At 46.7% G+C, this 18,599-nt stretch carries 15 protein-coding genes; 12 read left to right on the forward strand and 3 right to left on the reverse strand.

Annotated features, from left to right (window positions below):
* Positions 1-15 precede the first annotated feature (15 nt).
* From ECHVI_RS08540 to ECHVI_RS08575, 8 genes are all read left to right on the forward strand, one after another.
* Complete coding sequence (locus ECHVI_RS08540) at positions 16-1,158, forward strand: DNA polymerase III subunit (protein WP_015265568.1); 1,143 nt, start codon at positions 16-18, stop codon at positions 1,156-1,158.
* Positions 1,155-1,598: an ATP-dependent zinc protease family protein gene (locus ECHVI_RS08545; protein WP_015265569.1), complete on the forward strand. Its 444-nt coding sequence runs from the start codon at positions 1,155-1,157 to the stop codon at positions 1,596-1,598. The genes ECHVI_RS08540 and ECHVI_RS08545 overlap by 4 nt, the downstream gene beginning before the upstream one ends.
* A complete protein-coding gene (gene rimK / locus ECHVI_RS08550; protein WP_015265570.1) occupies positions 1,595-2,503 on the forward strand; it encodes a 30S ribosomal protein S6--L-glutamate ligase in 909 nt (302 codons plus the stop codon). Before ECHVI_RS08545 ends, rimK begins: the two co-directional genes overlap by 4 nt.
* Positions 2,503-3,438 carry a hydroxymethylbilane synthase gene (gene hemC / locus ECHVI_RS08555; RefSeq protein WP_015265571.1) on the forward strand — a complete coding sequence of 312 codons (936 nt, stop codon included), beginning with the start codon at positions 2,503-2,505 and terminating at the stop codon, positions 3,436-3,438. The genes rimK and hemC overlap by 1 nt, the downstream gene beginning before the upstream one ends.
* A gap of 1 nt (position 3,439) precedes the next feature.
* Positions 3,440-4,285 carry a peptidylprolyl isomerase gene (locus tag ECHVI_RS08560; RefSeq protein WP_015265572.1) on the forward strand — a complete coding sequence of 282 codons (846 nt, stop codon included), beginning with the start codon at positions 3,440-3,442 and terminating at the stop codon, positions 4,283-4,285.
* Complete coding sequence (locus ECHVI_RS08565) at positions 4,263-5,195, forward strand: SDR family oxidoreductase (protein ID WP_015265573.1); 933 nt, start codon at positions 4,263-4,265, stop codon at positions 5,193-5,195. Before ECHVI_RS08560 ends, ECHVI_RS08565 begins: the two co-directional genes overlap by 23 nt.
* 251 nt (positions 5,196-5,446) lie before the next feature.
* On the forward strand, positions 5,447-7,069 hold the full coding sequence (locus ECHVI_RS08570; protein WP_015265574.1) for an alanine/glycine:cation symporter family protein: 1,623 nt from the start codon (positions 5,447-5,449) through the stop codon (positions 7,067-7,069).
* A gap of 100 nt (positions 7,070-7,169) precedes the next feature.
* Positions 7,170-7,760, forward strand: coding sequence for a porin family protein (locus ECHVI_RS08575; RefSeq protein ID WP_015265575.1), 591 nt, complete (start codon positions 7,170-7,172; stop codon positions 7,758-7,760).
* 490 nt (positions 7,761-8,250) lie between these two features.
* On the opposite strand, the gene ECHVI_RS08580 is transcribed toward ECHVI_RS08575, so the two are convergent.
* Complete coding sequence (locus tag ECHVI_RS08580; RefSeq protein ID WP_015265576.1) at positions 8,251-8,817, reverse strand: helix-turn-helix domain-containing protein; 567 nt, start codon at positions 8,815-8,817, stop codon at positions 8,251-8,253.
* Positions 8,818-9,017: 200 nt separating this feature from the next.
* Here ECHVI_RS08580 and ECHVI_RS08585 point away from each other — a divergent pair, with 200 nt between their 5' ends.
* Positions 9,018-11,003 (forward strand): alpha-ketoacid dehydrogenase subunit alpha/beta, encoded by a 1,986-nt coding sequence (locus ECHVI_RS08585; protein ID WP_015265577.1) that lies wholly within the window; start codon positions 9,018-9,020, stop codon positions 11,001-11,003.
* 6 nt (positions 11,004-11,009) lie between these two features.
* Here ECHVI_RS08585 and ECHVI_RS08590 read toward each other — a convergent pair whose 3' ends face one another.
* On the reverse strand, positions 11,010-11,807 hold the full coding sequence (locus ECHVI_RS08590) for an MOSC domain-containing protein (RefSeq protein WP_015265578.1): 798 nt from the start codon (positions 11,805-11,807) through the stop codon (positions 11,010-11,012).
* Between the two features lie 856 nt (positions 11,808-12,663).
* Between ECHVI_RS08590 and dnaK the strand changes: the two genes are divergently transcribed.
* Both dnaK and ECHVI_RS08600 read left to right on the forward strand, forming a co-directional pair.
* Positions 12,664-14,604: a molecular chaperone DnaK gene (gene dnaK, locus ECHVI_RS08595; RefSeq protein WP_015265580.1), complete on the forward strand. Its 1,941-nt coding sequence runs from the start codon at positions 12,664-12,666 to the stop codon at positions 14,602-14,604.
* Positions 14,605-14,936: 332 nt separating this feature from the next.
* On the forward strand, positions 14,937-15,311 hold the full coding sequence (locus ECHVI_RS08600) for a co-chaperone GroES (protein ID WP_015265581.1): 375 nt from the start codon (positions 14,937-14,939) through the stop codon (positions 15,309-15,311).
* Between the two features lie 128 nt (positions 15,312-15,439).
* Here ECHVI_RS08600 and ECHVI_RS08605 read toward each other — a convergent pair whose 3' ends face one another.
* The gene (locus ECHVI_RS08605) at positions 15,440-17,230 is read right to left on the reverse strand and encodes an ABC transporter ATP-binding protein (protein WP_015265582.1); all 1,791 of its coding nucleotides are present in this window, start codon (positions 17,228-17,230) and stop codon (positions 15,440-15,442) included.
* Between the two features lie 147 nt (positions 17,231-17,377).
* Between ECHVI_RS08605 and ECHVI_RS08610 the strand changes: the two genes are divergently transcribed.
* Positions 17,378-18,478 (forward strand): Glu/Leu/Phe/Val family dehydrogenase, encoded by a 1,101-nt coding sequence (locus tag ECHVI_RS08610; protein ID WP_015265583.1) that lies wholly within the window; start codon positions 17,378-17,380, stop codon positions 18,476-18,478.
* The last annotated feature ends 121 nt before the right edge of the window (positions 18,479-18,599 follow it).

The following is an 18,599-nucleotide window of genomic DNA, read 5'->3' on the forward strand; positions in this document are numbered from 1 at the left end:
GCAAAAGCGCATATCATGTTATTTTCATCCATACCCGGCCTCCATGAAACCAAGCAGCGGCTCATTCAGGCCATTAACAATAATCACCTCGCTCATGCGCTGTTGTTTCACGGTCCAGAAGGAGCGGCCAACTTGAAGATGGCCTTGGCCTTGGCGACATATGTAAACTGTGAGGACAAAGGGGCAGAGGATGCCTGTGGGGTCTGCAGTTCCTGCCAAAAAATGGCCAAGCTCGTCCATCCGGATTTGAGTTTTACCTTTCCTGTGCCGGGGAGCTTGATCAAAGAGGACGATGATAAAAACAAGAAGGTAGATATTCTGGGGCCATGGCGGGAGTTTGTACTTACCCGTTCCTACGGCAACCTGCAAGATTGGATTTACCATAATGGTTTTGAAAAAAAGCAGCTGAACATCTCCAAGGCTGCGGCCAAGCAAATCATCCAAACGGTTTCCTTAAAGTCCTTTGAGGGCGGGTACAAGACGATTTTGGTGTGGATGCCTGAATACATGCATACCGCCGCTGCGAATGCACTGCTGAAGGTGTTGGAAGAGCCGCCAGCGAAGACACTTTTTCTGATGGTGGCCCACCAGCCGGAGCAGTTGCTGACCACGATCCTCTCCCGTACCCAAAAGGTGCTAGTCAGGGCTTTTTCTGATGAGGAAATCAAAGAACACCTGATCAGCGAGGGGCTGTGTTCACGGGAAGGAGCCTTGCAGGTGGCGCCGTTGGCGAATGGCAGCATGCGGGAGGCGTACCGCTTGGTAGATCAGGTAATTGATGAAAATACGGCAAAGTTTAGGGATTGGATGAGAATTTGCTTTACCTTGGATATCAATAGTATCATGTCATTGGCAGAAGGTTTTCAAGGGGCTGACAAAGAAGGGCAAAAAGCACTTTTTCTCACTGGTCTCAACATCCTCAGGGAAAGCCTTCTGAAGAGAAGTCAGCTGGAAGAGCTGATGAGGACTGCTCCTGCGGACCGGGAATTTGTGGAGAATTTCAGTTTGAAAGCCTTGACAGAGGAGAAAATCCTCCAGATCTACCGCCTGTTGAATGCAGCACATTACCATTTGGAAAGAAATGCAAATGCCAAGATATTGTTTGCAGACCTTTCTTTTGACATGGCCAAAGTACTTCGTAAAAAGGAATCCGCATGAAAAAGCATGTTATCGGCCGAAGAGAAAAGATCAGCCTGCCTGATTGGGGGTTGAAAATGATTTCTGCAAAAGTAGATACGGGTGCTTATACCAATGCAATACACTGTGAATGGGTAGAAGAAAAGGTGGAGAACGGACAGGAATTACTGGTGTTTAAGCTCTTGGAACCGGAACATCGCTTGTATACCGGAAAGGTTATTAAGACCAAGAAGTACACGCAGAAGAAAGTAAAGAATTCTTTTGGGAATGCGGAGTTGCGGTACAAGGTCACCACCAGAGTAATCATGTTTGATAAAGCCTTTGACGTGGAGTTCACCCTTTCAGACCGTTCAAAAATGCGAAATGCCATCCTACTGGGGAGAAAAATGCTTCGAGGCAGGTTTTTAGTAGATGTAGACCAGACAAACTTATCCAAAAAATATAAAGTAGCTAAGCAATGAGAATAGCCGTACTTTCCCGAAATCCAAACCTCTACTCAACACGTAGATTACGTGAGGCCATCATCGCTGCTGGCCATGAAGCCTTGATCATCGATCACTCGCTCTGTGACCTGGTGATCGAGCAGGAAGGGCCGTCGATCTTTTACAGGGGAGAAAAGTTGTCCAATATCGATGCGATCATTCCGAGAATTGGTGCATCGGTGACGTTCTATGGAACGGCCGTGGTCCGGCAATTTGAGCTCATGGGCGTCATCTCAGCGGTGGAGTCACAGGCCATTGTGCGGAGCCGGGATAAGTTGCGCAGCTTGCAGATCCTCTCCCGTGAAGGGTTGGGGATGCCCAAAACGGCTTTCACCAATTTTTCCAAAGGAGGAGAGAAGCAGCTCATCGATCAAGTAGGGGGCGCCCCTTTGATCATTAAGCTACTGGAGGGTACACAAGGGCTGGGCGTGGTGCTTGCGGAGACGCGCAAGGCCGGCCAATCCGTAATCGAGGCCTTTCACGGACTGAAGGCCCGGATTATCGTGCAGGAATTTATCAAAGAAGCAAAGGGAGCAGATATCAGGGCTTTTGTGGTGAATGGCAAGGTCGTAGGCGCCATGAAGCGGCAAGGGGAGGAAGGCGAGTTTCGCTCCAACCTGCACCGTGGCGGCAAGGCGACCGTCATCAAACTTTCCGCTACAGAGCGTAAGGCTGCTTTGGGAGCGGCCAAGGCCCTCGGGCTGGCCGTCGCCGGAGTGGATATGCTGCAGTCTTCGAGAGGGCCTTTGATCCTCGAGGTGAACAGCTCACCGGGACTCGAAGGCATCGAAAAAGCGACTGGAGTAAACATTGCGGGCAAAATCATTCAGTACATTGAAGAGACAGCCCAAAGAAAATTATCGAAAAGAAAAATAAAAGAATAATGCAGCCTATACGAATAGGAACCCGGGGCAGTAAATTAGCCCTTTTTCAGGCCCATCATATTGCAGACCTTTTACAGGCCCAGGGCCTGCAAACGGAAATTGTTACCATTACCACCAAAGGAGATAAAATCCTGGATGTGGCAATTTCCAAAATCGGCAGCAAGGGAGTGTTTACCGAGGAGCTAGAGGAGCAACTTGCCAGTGGAGAGGTGGATATTGCCGTTCACAGTGCCAAGGATATGCCTTCTTCATTACCAGAGGGCTTCGAGCTGATTTCCTTTACCAAACGGGAAAAAGTCAATGACATCATACTGAGCCATCGTGAGGATGTTTTTTATAAAGATCCGGAAAAGCCTTTGCTTTTGGGGACATCTTCCACGCGTAGGGTAGCGACCCTCAAGCACTATTATCCCCATGTCAAAACCGTGGAGGTGCGGGGGAACCTCCAAACCCGAATCCAAAAGATGGAATCGGGTGCTTGTGACGCGCTACTGTTGGCCTATGCGGGAGCGCACCGGATGGGCTATGATGACTTGATCAGGCATGAGCTCTCGCTGGATGAATTTACTCCGGCGGTGGGACAGGGAAGCATAGCGGTGGAGGCCAACGATCGGCTGGATCCAGCGCTCAGAAAGCAGATCGTCGCAGCGACCCATCACACCGAAACCGGTTACCGCTTACGGGCAGAAAGGAGCTTTTTGAAAATTTTGGAAGGCGGGTGCAGTATTCCTGTGTTTTGCCTCGCCACGTATAAGTCAGGGCAAGTCGAAGTGTCTGGAGGTGTGGTCAGTCTGGACGGAAAGGAACGCATTCAACATCACGTTTCCGGGCCTGCAGATGAGGCCGAAATGGTAGGCAAACAATTGGCAGAAAAGGTGATCCAGTCTGGTGGGGATCGTATTTTGAAAGCAATTAAACAGCAACTTAACAAGTAACATGAAGAAGTATTCCCTTGGACTGGCATTGCTGCTGTCCTTGTTGATTTCCTGTTCGTCACAAAAGGATTCGCTAATAAAAATTCACACGAAACATGGCGATATATACGCCATCCTTTATGATGAAACCCCCAAGCACAAGGAGAATTTCATCAAGCTTGCCGAAGCCGGACGGTTTGACAGTACGGAGTTTCACCGGGTGATCGATCATTTTATGGTTCAGGGGGGAGACGTTTTTACCAAAGAGGGACTTCCAGAATCAAAGTGGTGTACCATTCCTGCGGAATTGGACAAAGGCTACCTCCATGAGAAAGGCGCCATTGCAGCCGCCCGTCAATCGGATCATGTCAATCCCGAAAAACGATCCAGCGGATGCCAGTTTTATATCGTGGAGGGCAGAAAGTATACAGAAGAAGAGCTTACGACCAATGTCAAAAAGCTCCAAAAGGAATTTATGAAATTCATTTCCCTCGAAAGCCAGCGTACACTTGCTGAGCAGTATGCCGCGCTGTATGAAGGGGGAAAGTATGAAGAAATGACCCAGTTGATGCTTTCCAAGAAAGAAGAGATGGAGGAATTTTTGCATATCAATTTGTCGAAAGAAATGGACGAAGCGGCCATTGAGACTTTCACGACCGTAGGCGGAACCCCGCATTTGGATGAGGGCGGGTATACGGTATTTGGGAAGGTCATCCATGGGATGGATGTAGTGGAGAAGATTTCTGCAGTAGAGACGGCTGCCATGGACAGGCCTGTGGATCCAATATATATTACGGTGGAAGTAGAAAGAGTACTGAAGAAGAAAATCACAAAAGAATACGGCTTTGAATACCCCGAAGAAAAATAAACCAACCCTGCTGGTCACGGGCGCGAATGGCCTGCTTGGCCAAAAGTTGGTCAATCGACTCCTTGAGAAAGATTCCTTCCATGTGATCGCCACAGGCAGGGGCGCTTGCAGGTTGCCCCAAACATGGGAAGGGTTTACTTATGCTTCCATGGACATTACCGATAAAGAGAACGTGTTGGAAGTCTTTCAGCGGTACAGCCCTGAGGTCGTCATCCATGGCGCAGCCATGACCAACGTGGATGAATGCGAGACGGCCCAGGAGGCCTGCTATCAGCAAAATGTAGCGGCGGTAGGAAATATCATCGTTGCGGCGGAGCAATACCATAGCTTTTTGGTCCATGTGTCCACGGATTTTATTTTTGATGGAGAGGCCGGGCCTTATACAGAGGATGCCGTTCCCAATCCAGTCAACTATTACGGGGAGACCAAGCTACAGGCCGAGGCGCTGATTCAGCAGTCATCTTTAAACTGGGGAATCGCACGGACAGTGCTGGTGTACGGAATCTCACATGACATGAGCCGTTCCAATATTGTGCTGTGGGTGAAGAAGTCGCTGGAAGAGGGAAAGGACCTTCAGTTGGTGGATGATCAGTTGCGGACCCCTACCTTGGCGGAAGATCTGGCAGAGGGGTGCATTCTCATGGCCGAGCAGCGTGCAAAGGGCGTGTTTAACATTTCCGGAGACGAGCTCCTTACGCCATATGATATGGCCATTCAAACGGCTGAATTTTTTAAATTGGACAAAACCAAGATCAACAAAACGGATTCGAGTGCCTTTCGTCAGACGGCAAAAAGACCCATGAAAACGGGTTTTGTCGTTCAAAAAGCTAAAGATCAGTTGAATTTTAAACCAAAAAGTTTTACAGAAGGAATTGAAATTCTAGCAAAACAGCTTAATTTAGCCAATTGAAAAAAAGAACATTCATCAGAATTAATCCAATTTTGCCTCTTTACCTTATGGCTTATATCCCCGAAATCAATGGTTTCCTTTGTGACAAAGGCAACGTCCCCAACAAGGGAAGGTGGGCGTTCGTGTTATAATGCGTTCTCCAAAGAAGGATGAAGGAATATTCAAGTCAGGTAACCGTGGTGTTGGGATGAAATAGATGGAGGTTTGTGTTTTAAAAGGCTTTAATATTCCAATCATATAATAAACATATCATGTATAGAAAACTTCTATCCTTCTTGATTTTTCTTTTCCCGATGTCCCTTCTGGCGCAAGAGGCTGTTCCGACCGAAGAATTGAGTTTTGGACAAAGAATTGACCGATCTTTCCAGCCATTAGCGGATGCTTGGGAGAGCTTAGTACTTTATCCTATTCCAATTGCCGGGTATGACATTCCCATTGTGCTGATTTTACTTGTTTCCGGCGCTACTTTTTTTACCATTTATTTTGCTGTGCCGGGGATTACCAAAATGCCCTTGTCTATCAATACGGTAAGGGGTAAGTATGATGACCTAGAAAGAAACTATAGAGATCCTGAAAATCCCGATGTCATTCCTGATGAGGCCAAAGGCGGCGAAGTGAGTCACTTTCAGGCCTTGGCTACCGCAGTTTCCGGGACAGTCGGCTTGGGAAATATTGCAGGTGTGGCCGTGGCCATTGCCTTGGGTGGCCCTGGTGCTACGTTTTGGATGATCGTTTGCGGATTGTTGGGGATGAGTACCAAATTCGTGGAATGTACCCTTGGTGTAAAATATCGAGACATTGAAGATGATGGCACGGTGCATGGTGGCCCGATGTACTACCTTTCCCGTGGATTGGGGCATGACCTGAAGAAAGGCCGTTTGGGGCAGTTTTTAGGTGGCCTTTTTGCCGTGCTTTGTGTGGGCGCTTCTTTTGGAGGTGGAAATGCCTTTCAGTCCAATCAAGCATCATCCCAGTTGGCTAACTTGCTGAACATTAATTTCCAAACCAATGGATTCTGGATAGGGGTAGTATTGGCCGTTTTGGTAGCCATTGTAATCATCGGTGGGATCAAGCGGATTGCGACCATCACAGAGAAAGTAGTGCCGTTTATGGCAGCCGTTTACGTGTTGGCTTCCTTGATTATTCTGGGGGCACATTATGATTATGTGGACGATGCCATTGGGTTGATCATTGAAGGTGCATTTACGCCGATGGCAGGTCTAGGAGGTATGTTAGGGGTCCTCATCGTAGGCTTCCAAAGAGCTGCCTTTTCCAATGAAGCAGGTGCAGGTTCTGCGGCCATTGCTCACTCAGCTGTAAAGACGAAGTTTCCAGCTAGTGAAGGAGTGGTGGCATTATTGGAGCCTTTGATTGATACCGTGATCGTGTGTACCATGACCGCCTTAGTAATCATCTTCTTTAATATCGATGGAGGGTTGAACAATGTGGAAAGTATTTTTAACTACGGTGGTGACGGCAGTGGAAATGTGGTCCTTAAGGAAACTGGTGCTTCCATTGGCGGTGTAGAACTGACCACCATGGCGTATGATTCAGTTATTCCTCATTTCTCATATGTGCTGACTGTGGCCATCATTTTGTTTGCATTCTCCACAATGATTTCTTGGTCATACTATGGACTTCAATCTTGGAAATATCTGTTTGGAAGAAGCAAGGCCGCTGATTTGACTTATAAGTTGCTTTTCATTGCGTTTATTGTGATCGGGGCATCTACCACCCTGAATGCTGTGGTGAAATTCTCCGATGCCATGATCCTTGCTTTGGTGTTTCCGAACATGATCGGGCTGTTTTTCTTGTTTCCAAAAGTGAAACTTGAGCTGAAAAGGTATTTGGCTGCTATAAAATCACAAAAATAGAAGCTTTGTCTACCATTTAGGGAAAGTCTTTCCTATTGGCAAGGTATTTGAAATTTAGAATACTTGTCAAGCAAGTGTTTATTTAAATGATCGCAGAGAAATGAAAAGATTTTGGATTTTGGTCCTCGCCCTGATAAGCATGGGGACAGCTGCCCAAGCACAGGATTTCAGTATCGGACCTAAATTGGGGATTTCCCAAGGGAATATTAAGGTAGATGGCGACGGATATGAAAGTGGCAGTGAAAAGTTAGGGTACCATGTGGGTGCTTTCGTGAGAATGGGAGGAAATTCACTCTACCTGCAGCCTGAAGTACTGTATGTAAACACAGGTGGGGAGATCAAGGAAACCCAAGGGGCGGGTGATCGGACCTATGAAGCCTCCTTCAATCGTTTTGATGTGCCCATTATGGTGGGGTTCAAAATTGGGGATGTGTTTAGGGTACAAGGCGGGCCGGTGGCCAGTTTCTTGCTTAATTCAAAATTTAAAGATAACATCACTCCAGATCCTGAGCCCGAGTATAAGAATGCTACGGTAGGATATCAAGCGGGGATCGGATTTGATATAGCGAATATGATTATCGATTTGAAATATGAAGGGTCGCTGAGCAATCAGGCGGAAAGTGTTGCCGGATTTGATACCGATCAGCGACAGAATCAGCTCATTGTTTCGCTGGGACTCCGGCTATTTTAACTCGATGCTAAAAATCACCAATTGGCGGTCCGTAGAGGGCCGCCATTTTTTTTGCTCATGGGTTCGCATTCCATAGAATAATGCATCACATCTTGGGTCAAGCGGAAAAGTTGGGGCTGCCAGTTTTACGACATGGCAAAATCACTAGTAAAAAAAATGCCACAAAGAGGCTGTCTCACAAATAAATAATCCGTCATCACGAACGGAGTGAAGTGATCTCGATGTGCTTTCATTGCACGTATGACGAGATTGCTTCAACACCTTCCTAGCCATGGGTGAAGCCCATGGTAAATTTGCCCATCAACATTTCCGTTTTAACCGCATTTCCCTCTCTATTCCCCATAAATTCCCGCTAAAACCCATTCGTGCGGATAGCGCAAAACCATCATTTAACGGTGTGGAATTTTCTTTCACAAGAACATATTAAAATTCATCCCCCCAGAAATAATGCCTGATCCCACATCATGCGGGTTCAAACCCTCCTTGGCGGTCAAGTTAGTTTGTCTAGCCCGACACGCGGTTTTTCCTTCAGCTTCTTATAGGAAGAAGGCGTCATTCCGGTGTTTTTTTTGAATTGTCCGGACAAATGCTGGACGCTGCTATAGCCAAGCTTCCAAGCAATTTCACTCAATTGAAGCTCTTGATTGAAAAGGAGTTCTTTTACTTTTTCTAATTTTAGTTTGATGAAGTACTTTTCGATGGTGATGCCCTCTCGGATACTGAAAAGGTGGCTCATCTTACTGTAATCTTCACCAATTTCATTTCCAAGGTGCTTGGCCAGACTCAGGGATGCTGGAATTTCCTCCAATAACAGCAGTTCATGCAACAGGTTTTTGATGCGTTCGATGAGGCGGTTTTCAGGAGTTTGTATTAGCCCAAACCCCAACTTCTCCAATTGGGCTTCCAGTGCTTTGATTTGGGAGGCCTCTGGTAGGCTTGGCAGCGTCACTTTGCCAAGTGCTACCTTGTCAAAAAATATGTTTTGTTCCTTTAATGTACTTTCCACAGCCATGATACAGCGTGGACAGACCATGTTTCTAACTAATAATTCAGCCATACTCTCTTATACCGAAATTAGGCATGCTAGGTTTTGTTTTTTCGGGAAGAGATGAAGCTGGTTTAAGGGAAGATGAGTGGTGGATAGGTGATGGGTTTTGCGTGGAGGTGTATGGTTATGATGCTGCAAACATATTTTGGGGGCAATGTTGAAGAATTGGATGGACTGGAGTAGCTTTGTTGTAACCAGATTGTTAGATTATGGCTCCAAACATGGTTTTTGACAGGAAGGATTTGTCGGATGGCGATCTCCTTCATTTTTATGAAATGTTACTCATGCCACGTAAGATCGAGGAGAAGATGCTCCTGCTTCTCCGGCAAGGCAAAATATCCAAATGGTTTAGTGGTTGGGGACAGGAAGCCATTTCCATCGCCGCGGTGATGGCCATGAGAGAGGACGAGTTTTTGCTGCCCATGCACCGAAATCTGGGTGTTTTTACCGGCAGGGGGCTTCCTTTGGGGAAGTTGTTTGCCCAATTTCAAGGGAAGTATTCCGGTTTTACGAAAGGCCGTGACCGGTCATTCCATTTTGGATCGGTCGCTCATCATGTGGTGGGGATGATTTCCCACTTGGGACCACAGTTAGCCGTGGCCGACGGGATTGCATTGGCGAGCAAGCTGGGAGGAGAGCGCAAGGCGACGTTGGTGTTTACCGGAGACGGGGCCACTTCTGAAGGGGACTTTCACGAGGCGCTGAACGTAGCTGCTGTTTGGCAGCTGCCGGTGATTTTTGTAGTAGAGCATAATGGCTACGGGCTTTCCACTCCCAGTGCTGAGCAATTTCGTTTTAAGCAATTTATCGATAAAGGGCCTGGCTATGGCATGGAAGCCGTGAAAGTGGATGGCAACAACGTGCTGGAGCTGTATCATGCATTGTCCGGAATCGCTGAAGACATTCGGCACCGCCCAAGGCCTTTTTTGGTGGAGGCCATGACGTACCGCATGCGGGGGCATGAGGAGTCATCAGGGACCAAATATGTGCCAAAAGCGTATTTTGAGGAAGGAGAAAAGTACGATCCAGTACGCAATTTTGAGGACTACTTGCAGGAAATAGGAGTGCTTGACCAGTCTGCTAAGGGTGTGATAGAGAAGAGACTTTCGGAGCAGATAGAGGCAGGACTGGCTTCTGCCTTTTCGGCAGAATTTCCTGTGGCAGGTGAAGAAGAACTTGCGGATGTGTATTGCCCTTCTGAGGGGAAGCCCAAAGAGCCACATTCTTCCGCTACGACAGAAAAAAGATTGGTGGATGCCATCAGCGATGGTTTGCGTTTAAGCATGCGGCAATTTTCAAATTTGGTCCTGATGGGGCAGGATATTGGCGAGTATGGAGGGGCCTTCAAGGTGACAGCAGGTTTTTTAAGTGAATTTGGTGCGGAACGGGTGCGCAACACGCCGCTATGTGAAAGTGCGATCATTGGCGCAGCATTGGGGCTTTCCGTAAAAGGATTTAAATCGGTGGTGGAAATGCAGTTTGCGGATTTTGTAAGCTGTGGGTTTAACCAGATCGTCAATAACCTGGCCAAGGTCCATTACCGATGGGGACAGCATGCCGATGTGGTCATCAGAATGCCGACGGGTGCTGGAGTGGGAGCAGGTCCCTTTCATTCACAGTCTAATGAGGCTTGGTTTTTCCATACGCCTGGGCTGAAAATTCTCTATCCATCTTCTCCGCAGGATGCCAAGGGGTTGCTTGCCGCCGCCATTGAGGACCCCAATCCCTGCCTGTTTTTTGAACATAAGGCCCTTTATCGTTCCGTTATAGGTCAAGTTCCGGATGAATATTATACCGTGGAAATAGGGAAGGCACACTTGGTGAAGGAAGGCGACCAAGCGACCGTGGTGACATATGGCATGGGCGTGCATTGGGCGAAAAGGGTCATGGAGTCCCTTGATGTCCGTGTTGATTTGTTGGACTTGAGGACCTTGTTGCCTTGGGACAAGGAGGCGGTGGAAAAATCCGTGAAGAAAACCAACAAAGTAATGATCCTGCACGAGGACTGCTTGACTGGCGGCATCGGGGCAGAAATAGCCGCTTGGATCAGCGAGCATTGTTTTGAGTGCTTGGATGCGCCAGTGATGCGGGAGGGGAGTTTGGATACGCCAGTGCCATTCGCGGCAAACTTAGAGGAGAATTTCCTCCCCGAAAATCGCTTTAAAGATAAATTAATGGCCCTGTTGGCGTATTGATGACGGTTAAGGGAGGACCTTGAGCTGGTCGCCTACCTTTACCACCCCTTTTCCCAGGGCGATCAAGTTTTGGCCGAAAAGGACTTTTTTTTCTCTAAGCCGATATTTAGACAGGGTTTTCAGGGGCTCTTTTCCTTTGGTGCCGGTCTGCTGGTCCACGGTGGTCAAGACACAGCGAGCACAGGGTTTGGTTACCTTGAAAGTACATGATCCTATTTGGATAGACTTCCACTGATCTTCTTCAAATGCTCCGCATCCATTGACTACGATGTTTGGGCGGAAGCGCTCCATGGGGACGGGGTGTTCCAGGCGGCCGTTCAGGTCGTCAAGGGAGGCTTGACTGATCAGGAGATAGGGCATGGCGTCTGCAAAACTGACTGTTTCATCATGGACGGCATATTTTTCCTTGATTGACCGGTTGGTGTTTTCCGGCATGAACACCAAATGGCATGGCATATCCAGCATCTTTGAAAACCATTGGTCTATTTCGGGCTTGACCTTTTGCCCCAGCACCACGTCGTCCCAGATTTCCACCTCCATAAAATGGTCGGTTTCAGGGGTGAAGGGGACGGAAATTTGCTGGTCCGGATGGTGTTTGTGGTGTACTGTGAGCCCTTGGTCAGTGAGTTCCACCTGCAATAGGGCCATGATGTGCAACGACCGCTGGGTCATGAATTTACCCGCATGATCCACCAACATCCATCTTCGGTCCCATTGGAAGCCTTTGATAAATGCTGTAGAGGTATTTAATCGGATTCCTCCAAGGGATTTTATGGGATAGATGTATAAGTCCTGAACTTCCATGTCTTTATTTTAATGGTCTAATTTAAGTTTTTGGACTGAAAAAATCATGGAAAGAAAGCATCAAGATTGGAAAAAGAGGTGAGGTAAAAGGTACACGGCCCGAGTGCAACTGCCGCTTTTAAAGTGATTCCCAACTTTTCAGGAATTCCTGTGGTCGGTCAGGGGGGATAGGGAAACATTTTGATATGACGTGTTCAGGGGATGAAGTGCTTGTCTTGGGGTTGACATGTGTCATATTGTTTTCGGATAGAGACGCTTCTTTCCATTCAGAAATGAAAAAGGACACAAGCATCCCGATGAGCAGTACCAGTAACCATCTAAGTCGTTCATTCCGCCGCGAAGCATTCATGTCAAAATTTATTTAATGTTCTTAATAATGTGCCGTGATTTCAAAACAAAAGTGCCTAGCCCAAGTGGCTCCGAGCATGTGCTAGTCATGCCCTTCTAAAGAATAGATGCACCTTTAGGTGAAATGGTTGCATGAATTTCTTCAGAATCGTGCTTTTTTTAAAATAAATGTGACCAACTGCTGGCAGAAAGGGATGGGATGATAAAAGCATGTGGACAAGAAGAAAATTAAGGGGCAGTTAAACAGGAAAACTGCGAAAAAGGGAATAGAAAAATGAAGGGATGGGGTGAGTAGTGTGGTGAAGATCCAAAAAAGGTGACAAGGATGCATGATTTCAGGAGATCCTTGACAGCATAATGACCGGAGTGGAAGAGAGGATGTCATATTTGCTGCCAATCTGGCACAGGTAAAGTCAAAAAATGGGTTGGCACATGACTTGTTAATTATGTTTTCGAGCAAATAAGCGAATTACGAAAACAAGAAATAAATTAAGAAATACAATTAGTTATGGGAAAAATTATTGGTATAGACTTGGGAACCACAAACTCCTGCGTAGCCGTAATGGAGGGTAACGAACCGGTGGTTATCCAAAACAGTGAGGGAAGAAGAACCACTCCTTCCATTGTGGCATTTTTGGACAATGGAAATGGAGAACGAAAAGTAGGTGATCCTGCCAAAAGACAAGCTATCACCAACCCAGCCAATACCATTTCATCCGTGAAAAGGTTTATGGGTAAAAAATTCTCTGAGGTATCCGATGAGAAAAAGCATGCTTCCTATAAAGTAGAGCAAGGAGCTAACGATACGGTAGCCGTAAAGATAGGCGACAGAAGCTATACTCCTCAGGAGCTTTCTGCTATGATTCTTCAAAAAATGAAGTCCACAGCAGAAGATTTCTTGGGTCAGGAAGTCACAGAAGCCGTGATTACCGTTCCAGCATACTTTAATGATGCTGAGCGTCAAGCGACCAAGGAGGCTGGCCAAATTGCCGGGCTGGACGTGAAACGTATCATTAACGAGCCTACTGCCGCAGCCTTGGCCTATGGTATGGACAAGAAGGATCAAGACATGAAAATCGCGGTGTATGACCTTGGTGGTGGTACCTTCGATATTTCAATCCTTGAGTTGGGTGATGGTGTATTTGAAGTGAAGTCTACCAACGGTGACGTACACTTGGGTGGTGATGACTTTGACCAAGTGATCATCAACTGGCTAGCGGATGAATTCAAGAGTGAAGAAGATATTGATTTGAAGCAAGACCCAATGGCCCTTCAGCGTTTGAAAGAAGCTGCTGAAAAGGCTAAAATCGAACTTTCGAGTTCTTCCTCTACAGAAATCAACTTGCCATACATCACTGCGACCCAAAGCGGTCCGAAGCACTTGGTAAGAAACCTGAGCCGTGCAAAATTCGAGCAGCTTTCCGAAGATTTGGTGAGACGTTCTCTCGAACCATGTAAGAAAGCGCTTTCTGATGCAGGACTATCTGCTTCTGAAATCGATGAAGTGATCTTGGTAGGGGGTTCTACCCGTATCCCTAAAATCCAGGAAGAAGTAGAGAAGTTCTTTGGTAAGAAGCCTTCCAAAGGCGTAAACCCTGACGAGGTAGTTGCCATTGGTGCAGCGATCCAAGGTGGTGTATTGACCGGAGAGGTGAAAGACGTATTGCTATTGGATGTGACGCCACTTTCCTTGGGTATCGAGACCATGGGTGGTGTGTCCACGAAGTTGATCGAGGCGAATACGACCATTCCTTCCAAGAAGTCAGAGGTGTTCTCTACAGCTGCAGATAACCAGCCGGCTGTGGACATCCACGTGCTTCAAGGAGAGCGTCCATTGGCGAAGGACAACCGAAGCATCGGTAGGTTCCAACTTGCGGATATTCCGCCAGCACCAAGAGGCGTTCCTCAAATTGAAGTGACGTTTGACATTGATGCGAACGGTATCCTTCATGTGTCGGCCAAAGACAAGGGCACAGGAAAAGAGCAAAAGATCAAGATCGAAGCTTCTTCTGGACTTTCAGATGACGAAATCGAAAGAATGAAAAAAGAAGCAGAGGCTAACGCTGCTTCTGATAAAGAAGAGAAAGAAAAAATCGAGAAGCTTAACCAAGCAGACAGCTTGATTTTCCAAACGGAGAAGCAGCTGAAAGAATTTGGTGATAAGCTATCCGATGCTAACAAGACCAATATCAACGGTGCGTTGGAAAAACTGAAGACTGCACACCAATCACAGGATCTGGCTGCTATCACACCAGCCATCGAGGAGCTTAACAAAGCTTGGGAAGCAGCATCCACTGAGATGTACAATGCCACCCAAGGAGCTGCCGGTGCGGAAGGTGCTGCTGGAGCTGGTGCAGGAGAGGGAGCCTCTGCTGATGCCGGAGCGGAATCTGGTGATGGCGTGTCTGATGTAGATTATGAAGAAGTAAACGAAGAAGATAAGAAATAATATTCTTCGGGATTCCTAAAACAAAAGCATCTCGAGCAATCGAGGTGCTTTTTGTTTGTTTGGCCCCATTAGTTTCCCCAAGAGCAAGTCAGGCATCGGTGATGCCGCTTTCGGTTTTCGAGGATCAATCCGAAAAGTTGGGGATTGGCAGTTTGCTTACTGGTAAAACCACGAATAAATAAAAATGCCATAACGTCCCAAAGACACCAAATGGATGCTATATCTTGGACTTAAAGGAATTGGCGTCTAGCGGTGATTCCTTGCGGTTTCGGTGAAGCAACGCCTTAAGTAATGGGGTCGTTTTGGTAGAAATTTGAGAAAAGCAGGAAACCATGCGTTTGACAGAAGACAATAAATTGAAAAAATTGGTGGTCGTGGGAGACCGGGTGTTAATCAAGCTCAAAAAGGCAAATGAGAAAACTTCCAGTGGTTTATACCTGCCACCAGGGGTACAGGAAAAAGAGAAGGTACAGCAAGGCTATATCATGAAAGCTGGTCCTGGTTATCCCATTCCCATGCATGTAGAAGAGGATGAGCCTTGGAAAGAGAAAGATGAGAATATCCGTTATGTGCCTTTGCAGGCCAAAGAGGGTGATTTGGCTATATTTCTATTAAACGGGGCACATGAAGTCATCTATGAGGGAGAGAAGTTTTACATTGTTTCGCAAAGTGCCATTTTGATGCTGGAGCGGGAAGAGGAGCTTTGATAAGTGGTGTCAGCTAGCTAAACTGACAATAGGTCAAGGGCACAGCGCAGCAGTTATGAAATGAAAAAAGGCTTTGGCGGGGTTAAACCCTGCCAAAGCCTTTTTTATATATGAGTTTTTCCGGTACGTTACTTTTCCATGGTTTCGCCGGATTGTGTTTGCTTTTCGTAAAGTTCAGCATACACACCTTTGCTGGCCATCAATGTTTCGTGCGACCCTTCTTCCACGAGTTTGCCATCATCGAGTACGATGATTTTGTCGGCCAGTTTGGCAGAAGATACCCGGTGAGAGATGATGATGGAGGTTCTGCCTTCCATAATGCCTTTGAGAGCATTGAGGATGACATTTTCCGTTTTGGTGTCCACTGCAGAAAGGCAGTCGTCAAGCAATAAAATAGAAGGATCTTTGGCAATGGCCCTGGCAATGGAGACTCGTTGTTTCTGTCCACCACTAAGGGTGATGCCCCGTTCTCCAAGTCGGGTTTCGAATCCATTAGGGAAATCCATGATGTTTTGGTATACATCGGCGTCTTTTGCCGCTTTTTCGACTACTTCTTGCGGGATGTGGTCCAGTCCAAAGCCGATGTTGTTGGAAATGCTATCGCTAAAAAGGAAAACATCTTGAGGTACGTAGCCGATATTTTTACGGAGGTGTGAAAGGTCGTAAGCTTTTAAGGGATGGTCATCCACGATAATCTCACCCGATACAGGGTCGTACATTCGCATGAGCAGGTTGGCGATGGTGGATTTTCCGGATCCCGTCGTGCCGATGATTGCGAGTGATTCTCCAGCATGGATGGAGAAGGAGACGTTTTTCAGGGCTTTGATTCCAGAATCAGGGTATTCAAAAGATATGTCTTGGAACTTTATTGTGCCATGGATGTCTTCGGTAAGGTGTTCGTCACTGGTGATGGTGTTTTTTTCATCCAGGAATTCATTGATTCTGGTCTGGGAAGCAGCGGCCCGCTGCACAATGCTGGTAATCCATCCTAGGGAAGTTACTGGCCAGGTCAGCATGTTGACGTAGAGGATGAACTCCGCGATTACCCCATAGCCAATGGTGCCGTCGATCACCTGATTTCCACCTACGTATACGGTAATGATGGTGCTTATGCCGACCAGTCCCATGATCAGGGGGAAGAATAGCGCTTGTACTTTGGTGAGGCTGATGGATTTTTCCTTGTAATCTTCACTTGCTGTTGCGAATTTATGGCTGCTGTCTTCCTCCCGGACAAAAGCTTTGAGCACTCGAATGCCGGAAAAGGATTCCTGTACAAAGGTACTCAGTCCGCTAAGGCTGCGCTGGATCTTCTCAGAGCGCTCATTGATCATGTTGTTGACAATGTAAATGCTGATGGAGAGTACCGGAAGCGGTAAAAGGGAATAAATGGTCAGCGGAACATTGACGGTCAGCATGTAGCCAATTACCAATGGGAAGAGTACCAGTAGGTTGATGCCATACATTAAGGCAGGGCCGAAATACATTCGTACGCGGCTTACGTCTTCAGTAATGCGGGCCATCAGGTCTCCGGTGCTGTTTTTCCTGTAAAAACTTAGCGGCAGCTGTTGGTAATGCGCGAAAATCTCATTTTTCAAATCATACTCGATCAATCGAGACATCACAATGATGGTTTGTCTGATCAGAAATAGAAAGAACCCCCTTAGAAAGGCCATGGCGAGGATCAGTACCCCAAATACAAAGATGAAATCCAGGAAAGCAGCACGAATGCTTGCGGTACTTGCTCCTTGCTCAAACATCTGATAAAAGCTGAAACTTTCCACGACATAATCGATGGCGACCCTTACCAGTTGGGCAGGGATCATGACGAAAATATTGGAAATAATAGTAAAGAGTATCCCTAAAAGCAGATATCCTTTATATTTATAGAGGTATTTGTTCAGTCTCCAGAGTGAGCTCACGAAATAAAAATTTTTAAATAGTTAATTTTGTTTTACAATAGTCTTTTTATTAGCTTTATTGTAGCATGCTTTAGAATTTAATTTTAAAGCATTACCTTTGCGGCAAGACTTACCCAAATATAACACAATCTAAACGTCAAAGTTCATATGATAGAGGTTAAAACGGAGGAAAAAATAAAAGAGGGATCGATATACGGACAGATCACTTCTTTAGGACATGAGCAATTGGTCATCTGCTATGATGAACCTACCGGTTTGAAGGCCATTATTGGCGTTCACAATACGGTACTTGGGCCTGCATTGGGCGGTACCAGGATGTGGAATTATACTTCCGAGCAGGAGGCCATTACGGATGTGTTGCGCCTTTCGAGGGGGATGACCTTCAAGGCTGCTATTTCCGGTTTGAACATCGGGGGTGGTAAGGCCGTGATCATAGGTGATCCCAAGCTCAAAAGTGAGGCCTTTCTTAGAAGGTTTGGACGGTTTGTAGAGAGTCTCGGTGGTCGGTATATCACTGCCGAAGATGTAAACATGAAGACGAGGGACATGGAGTACATTGCCATGGAGACGTCCCATGTAACCGGGCTTCCAGAAATCCACGGTGGAGGTGGTGATCCTTCTCCCGTAACTGCTTACGGCGCATATTTGGGAATGAAGGCGTCTGCTAAAAAAGCCTTTGGAACCGATGCTTTGAAAGGAAAAAAAGTGGCCGTTCAGGGGATTGGTCAAGTGGGAAGGCATTTGATCGATCATTTGGTAAAAGAAGGCGCTGAAATTTATGTGACCGATATTTTTGAAGACCGGCTGAAAGAAGTGGCGACAGCTACCGGTGCTACGGTTGTGGCCCCGGATGAAATCTATGATGTAAACATGGATATTTATGCTCCTTGCGCGTTGGGTGCGACGGTTAACGATAAGACGATCGATCGGTTGAAATGCTCGGTGATTGCTGGTGCGGCAAACAACCAGCTGGAAGATGAGCAGAAGCATGGACAGTTGTTGTTGGAAAAAGGAGTGGTGTATGCACCGGACTTTTTGATCAATGCAGGTGGACTGATTAATGTCTATGCGGAATACCTGGGTGGATACAATAGGGAAGCAGCCTATCAACAGGCAGAAAAAATCTATGACACTTGTTTGGCCATTCTTAACAAATCAGAGAAAGAGCGTATTCCTGCACAGCAAGCAGCGATCGAACTGGCTTGGAACAGGATCCAGAGCATCGGAAAGGTGAAGTCATCTTATTAAAAGATTATTGAAATATTAACTCTTTTAGAAACCAAATGCAATGGAACATAAATTCCGTGCATTTGGTTTTTTTATTTAATAACTTTGCACTTAACCAAACAGTGGGGGCGCCATAGAGGTC

It is taken from the genome of Echinicola vietnamensis DSM 17526, from assembly GCF_000325705.1.
In the GTDB taxonomy this organism is placed as follows: domain Bacteria; phylum Bacteroidota; class Bacteroidia; order Cytophagales; family Cyclobacteriaceae; genus Echinicola; species Echinicola vietnamensis.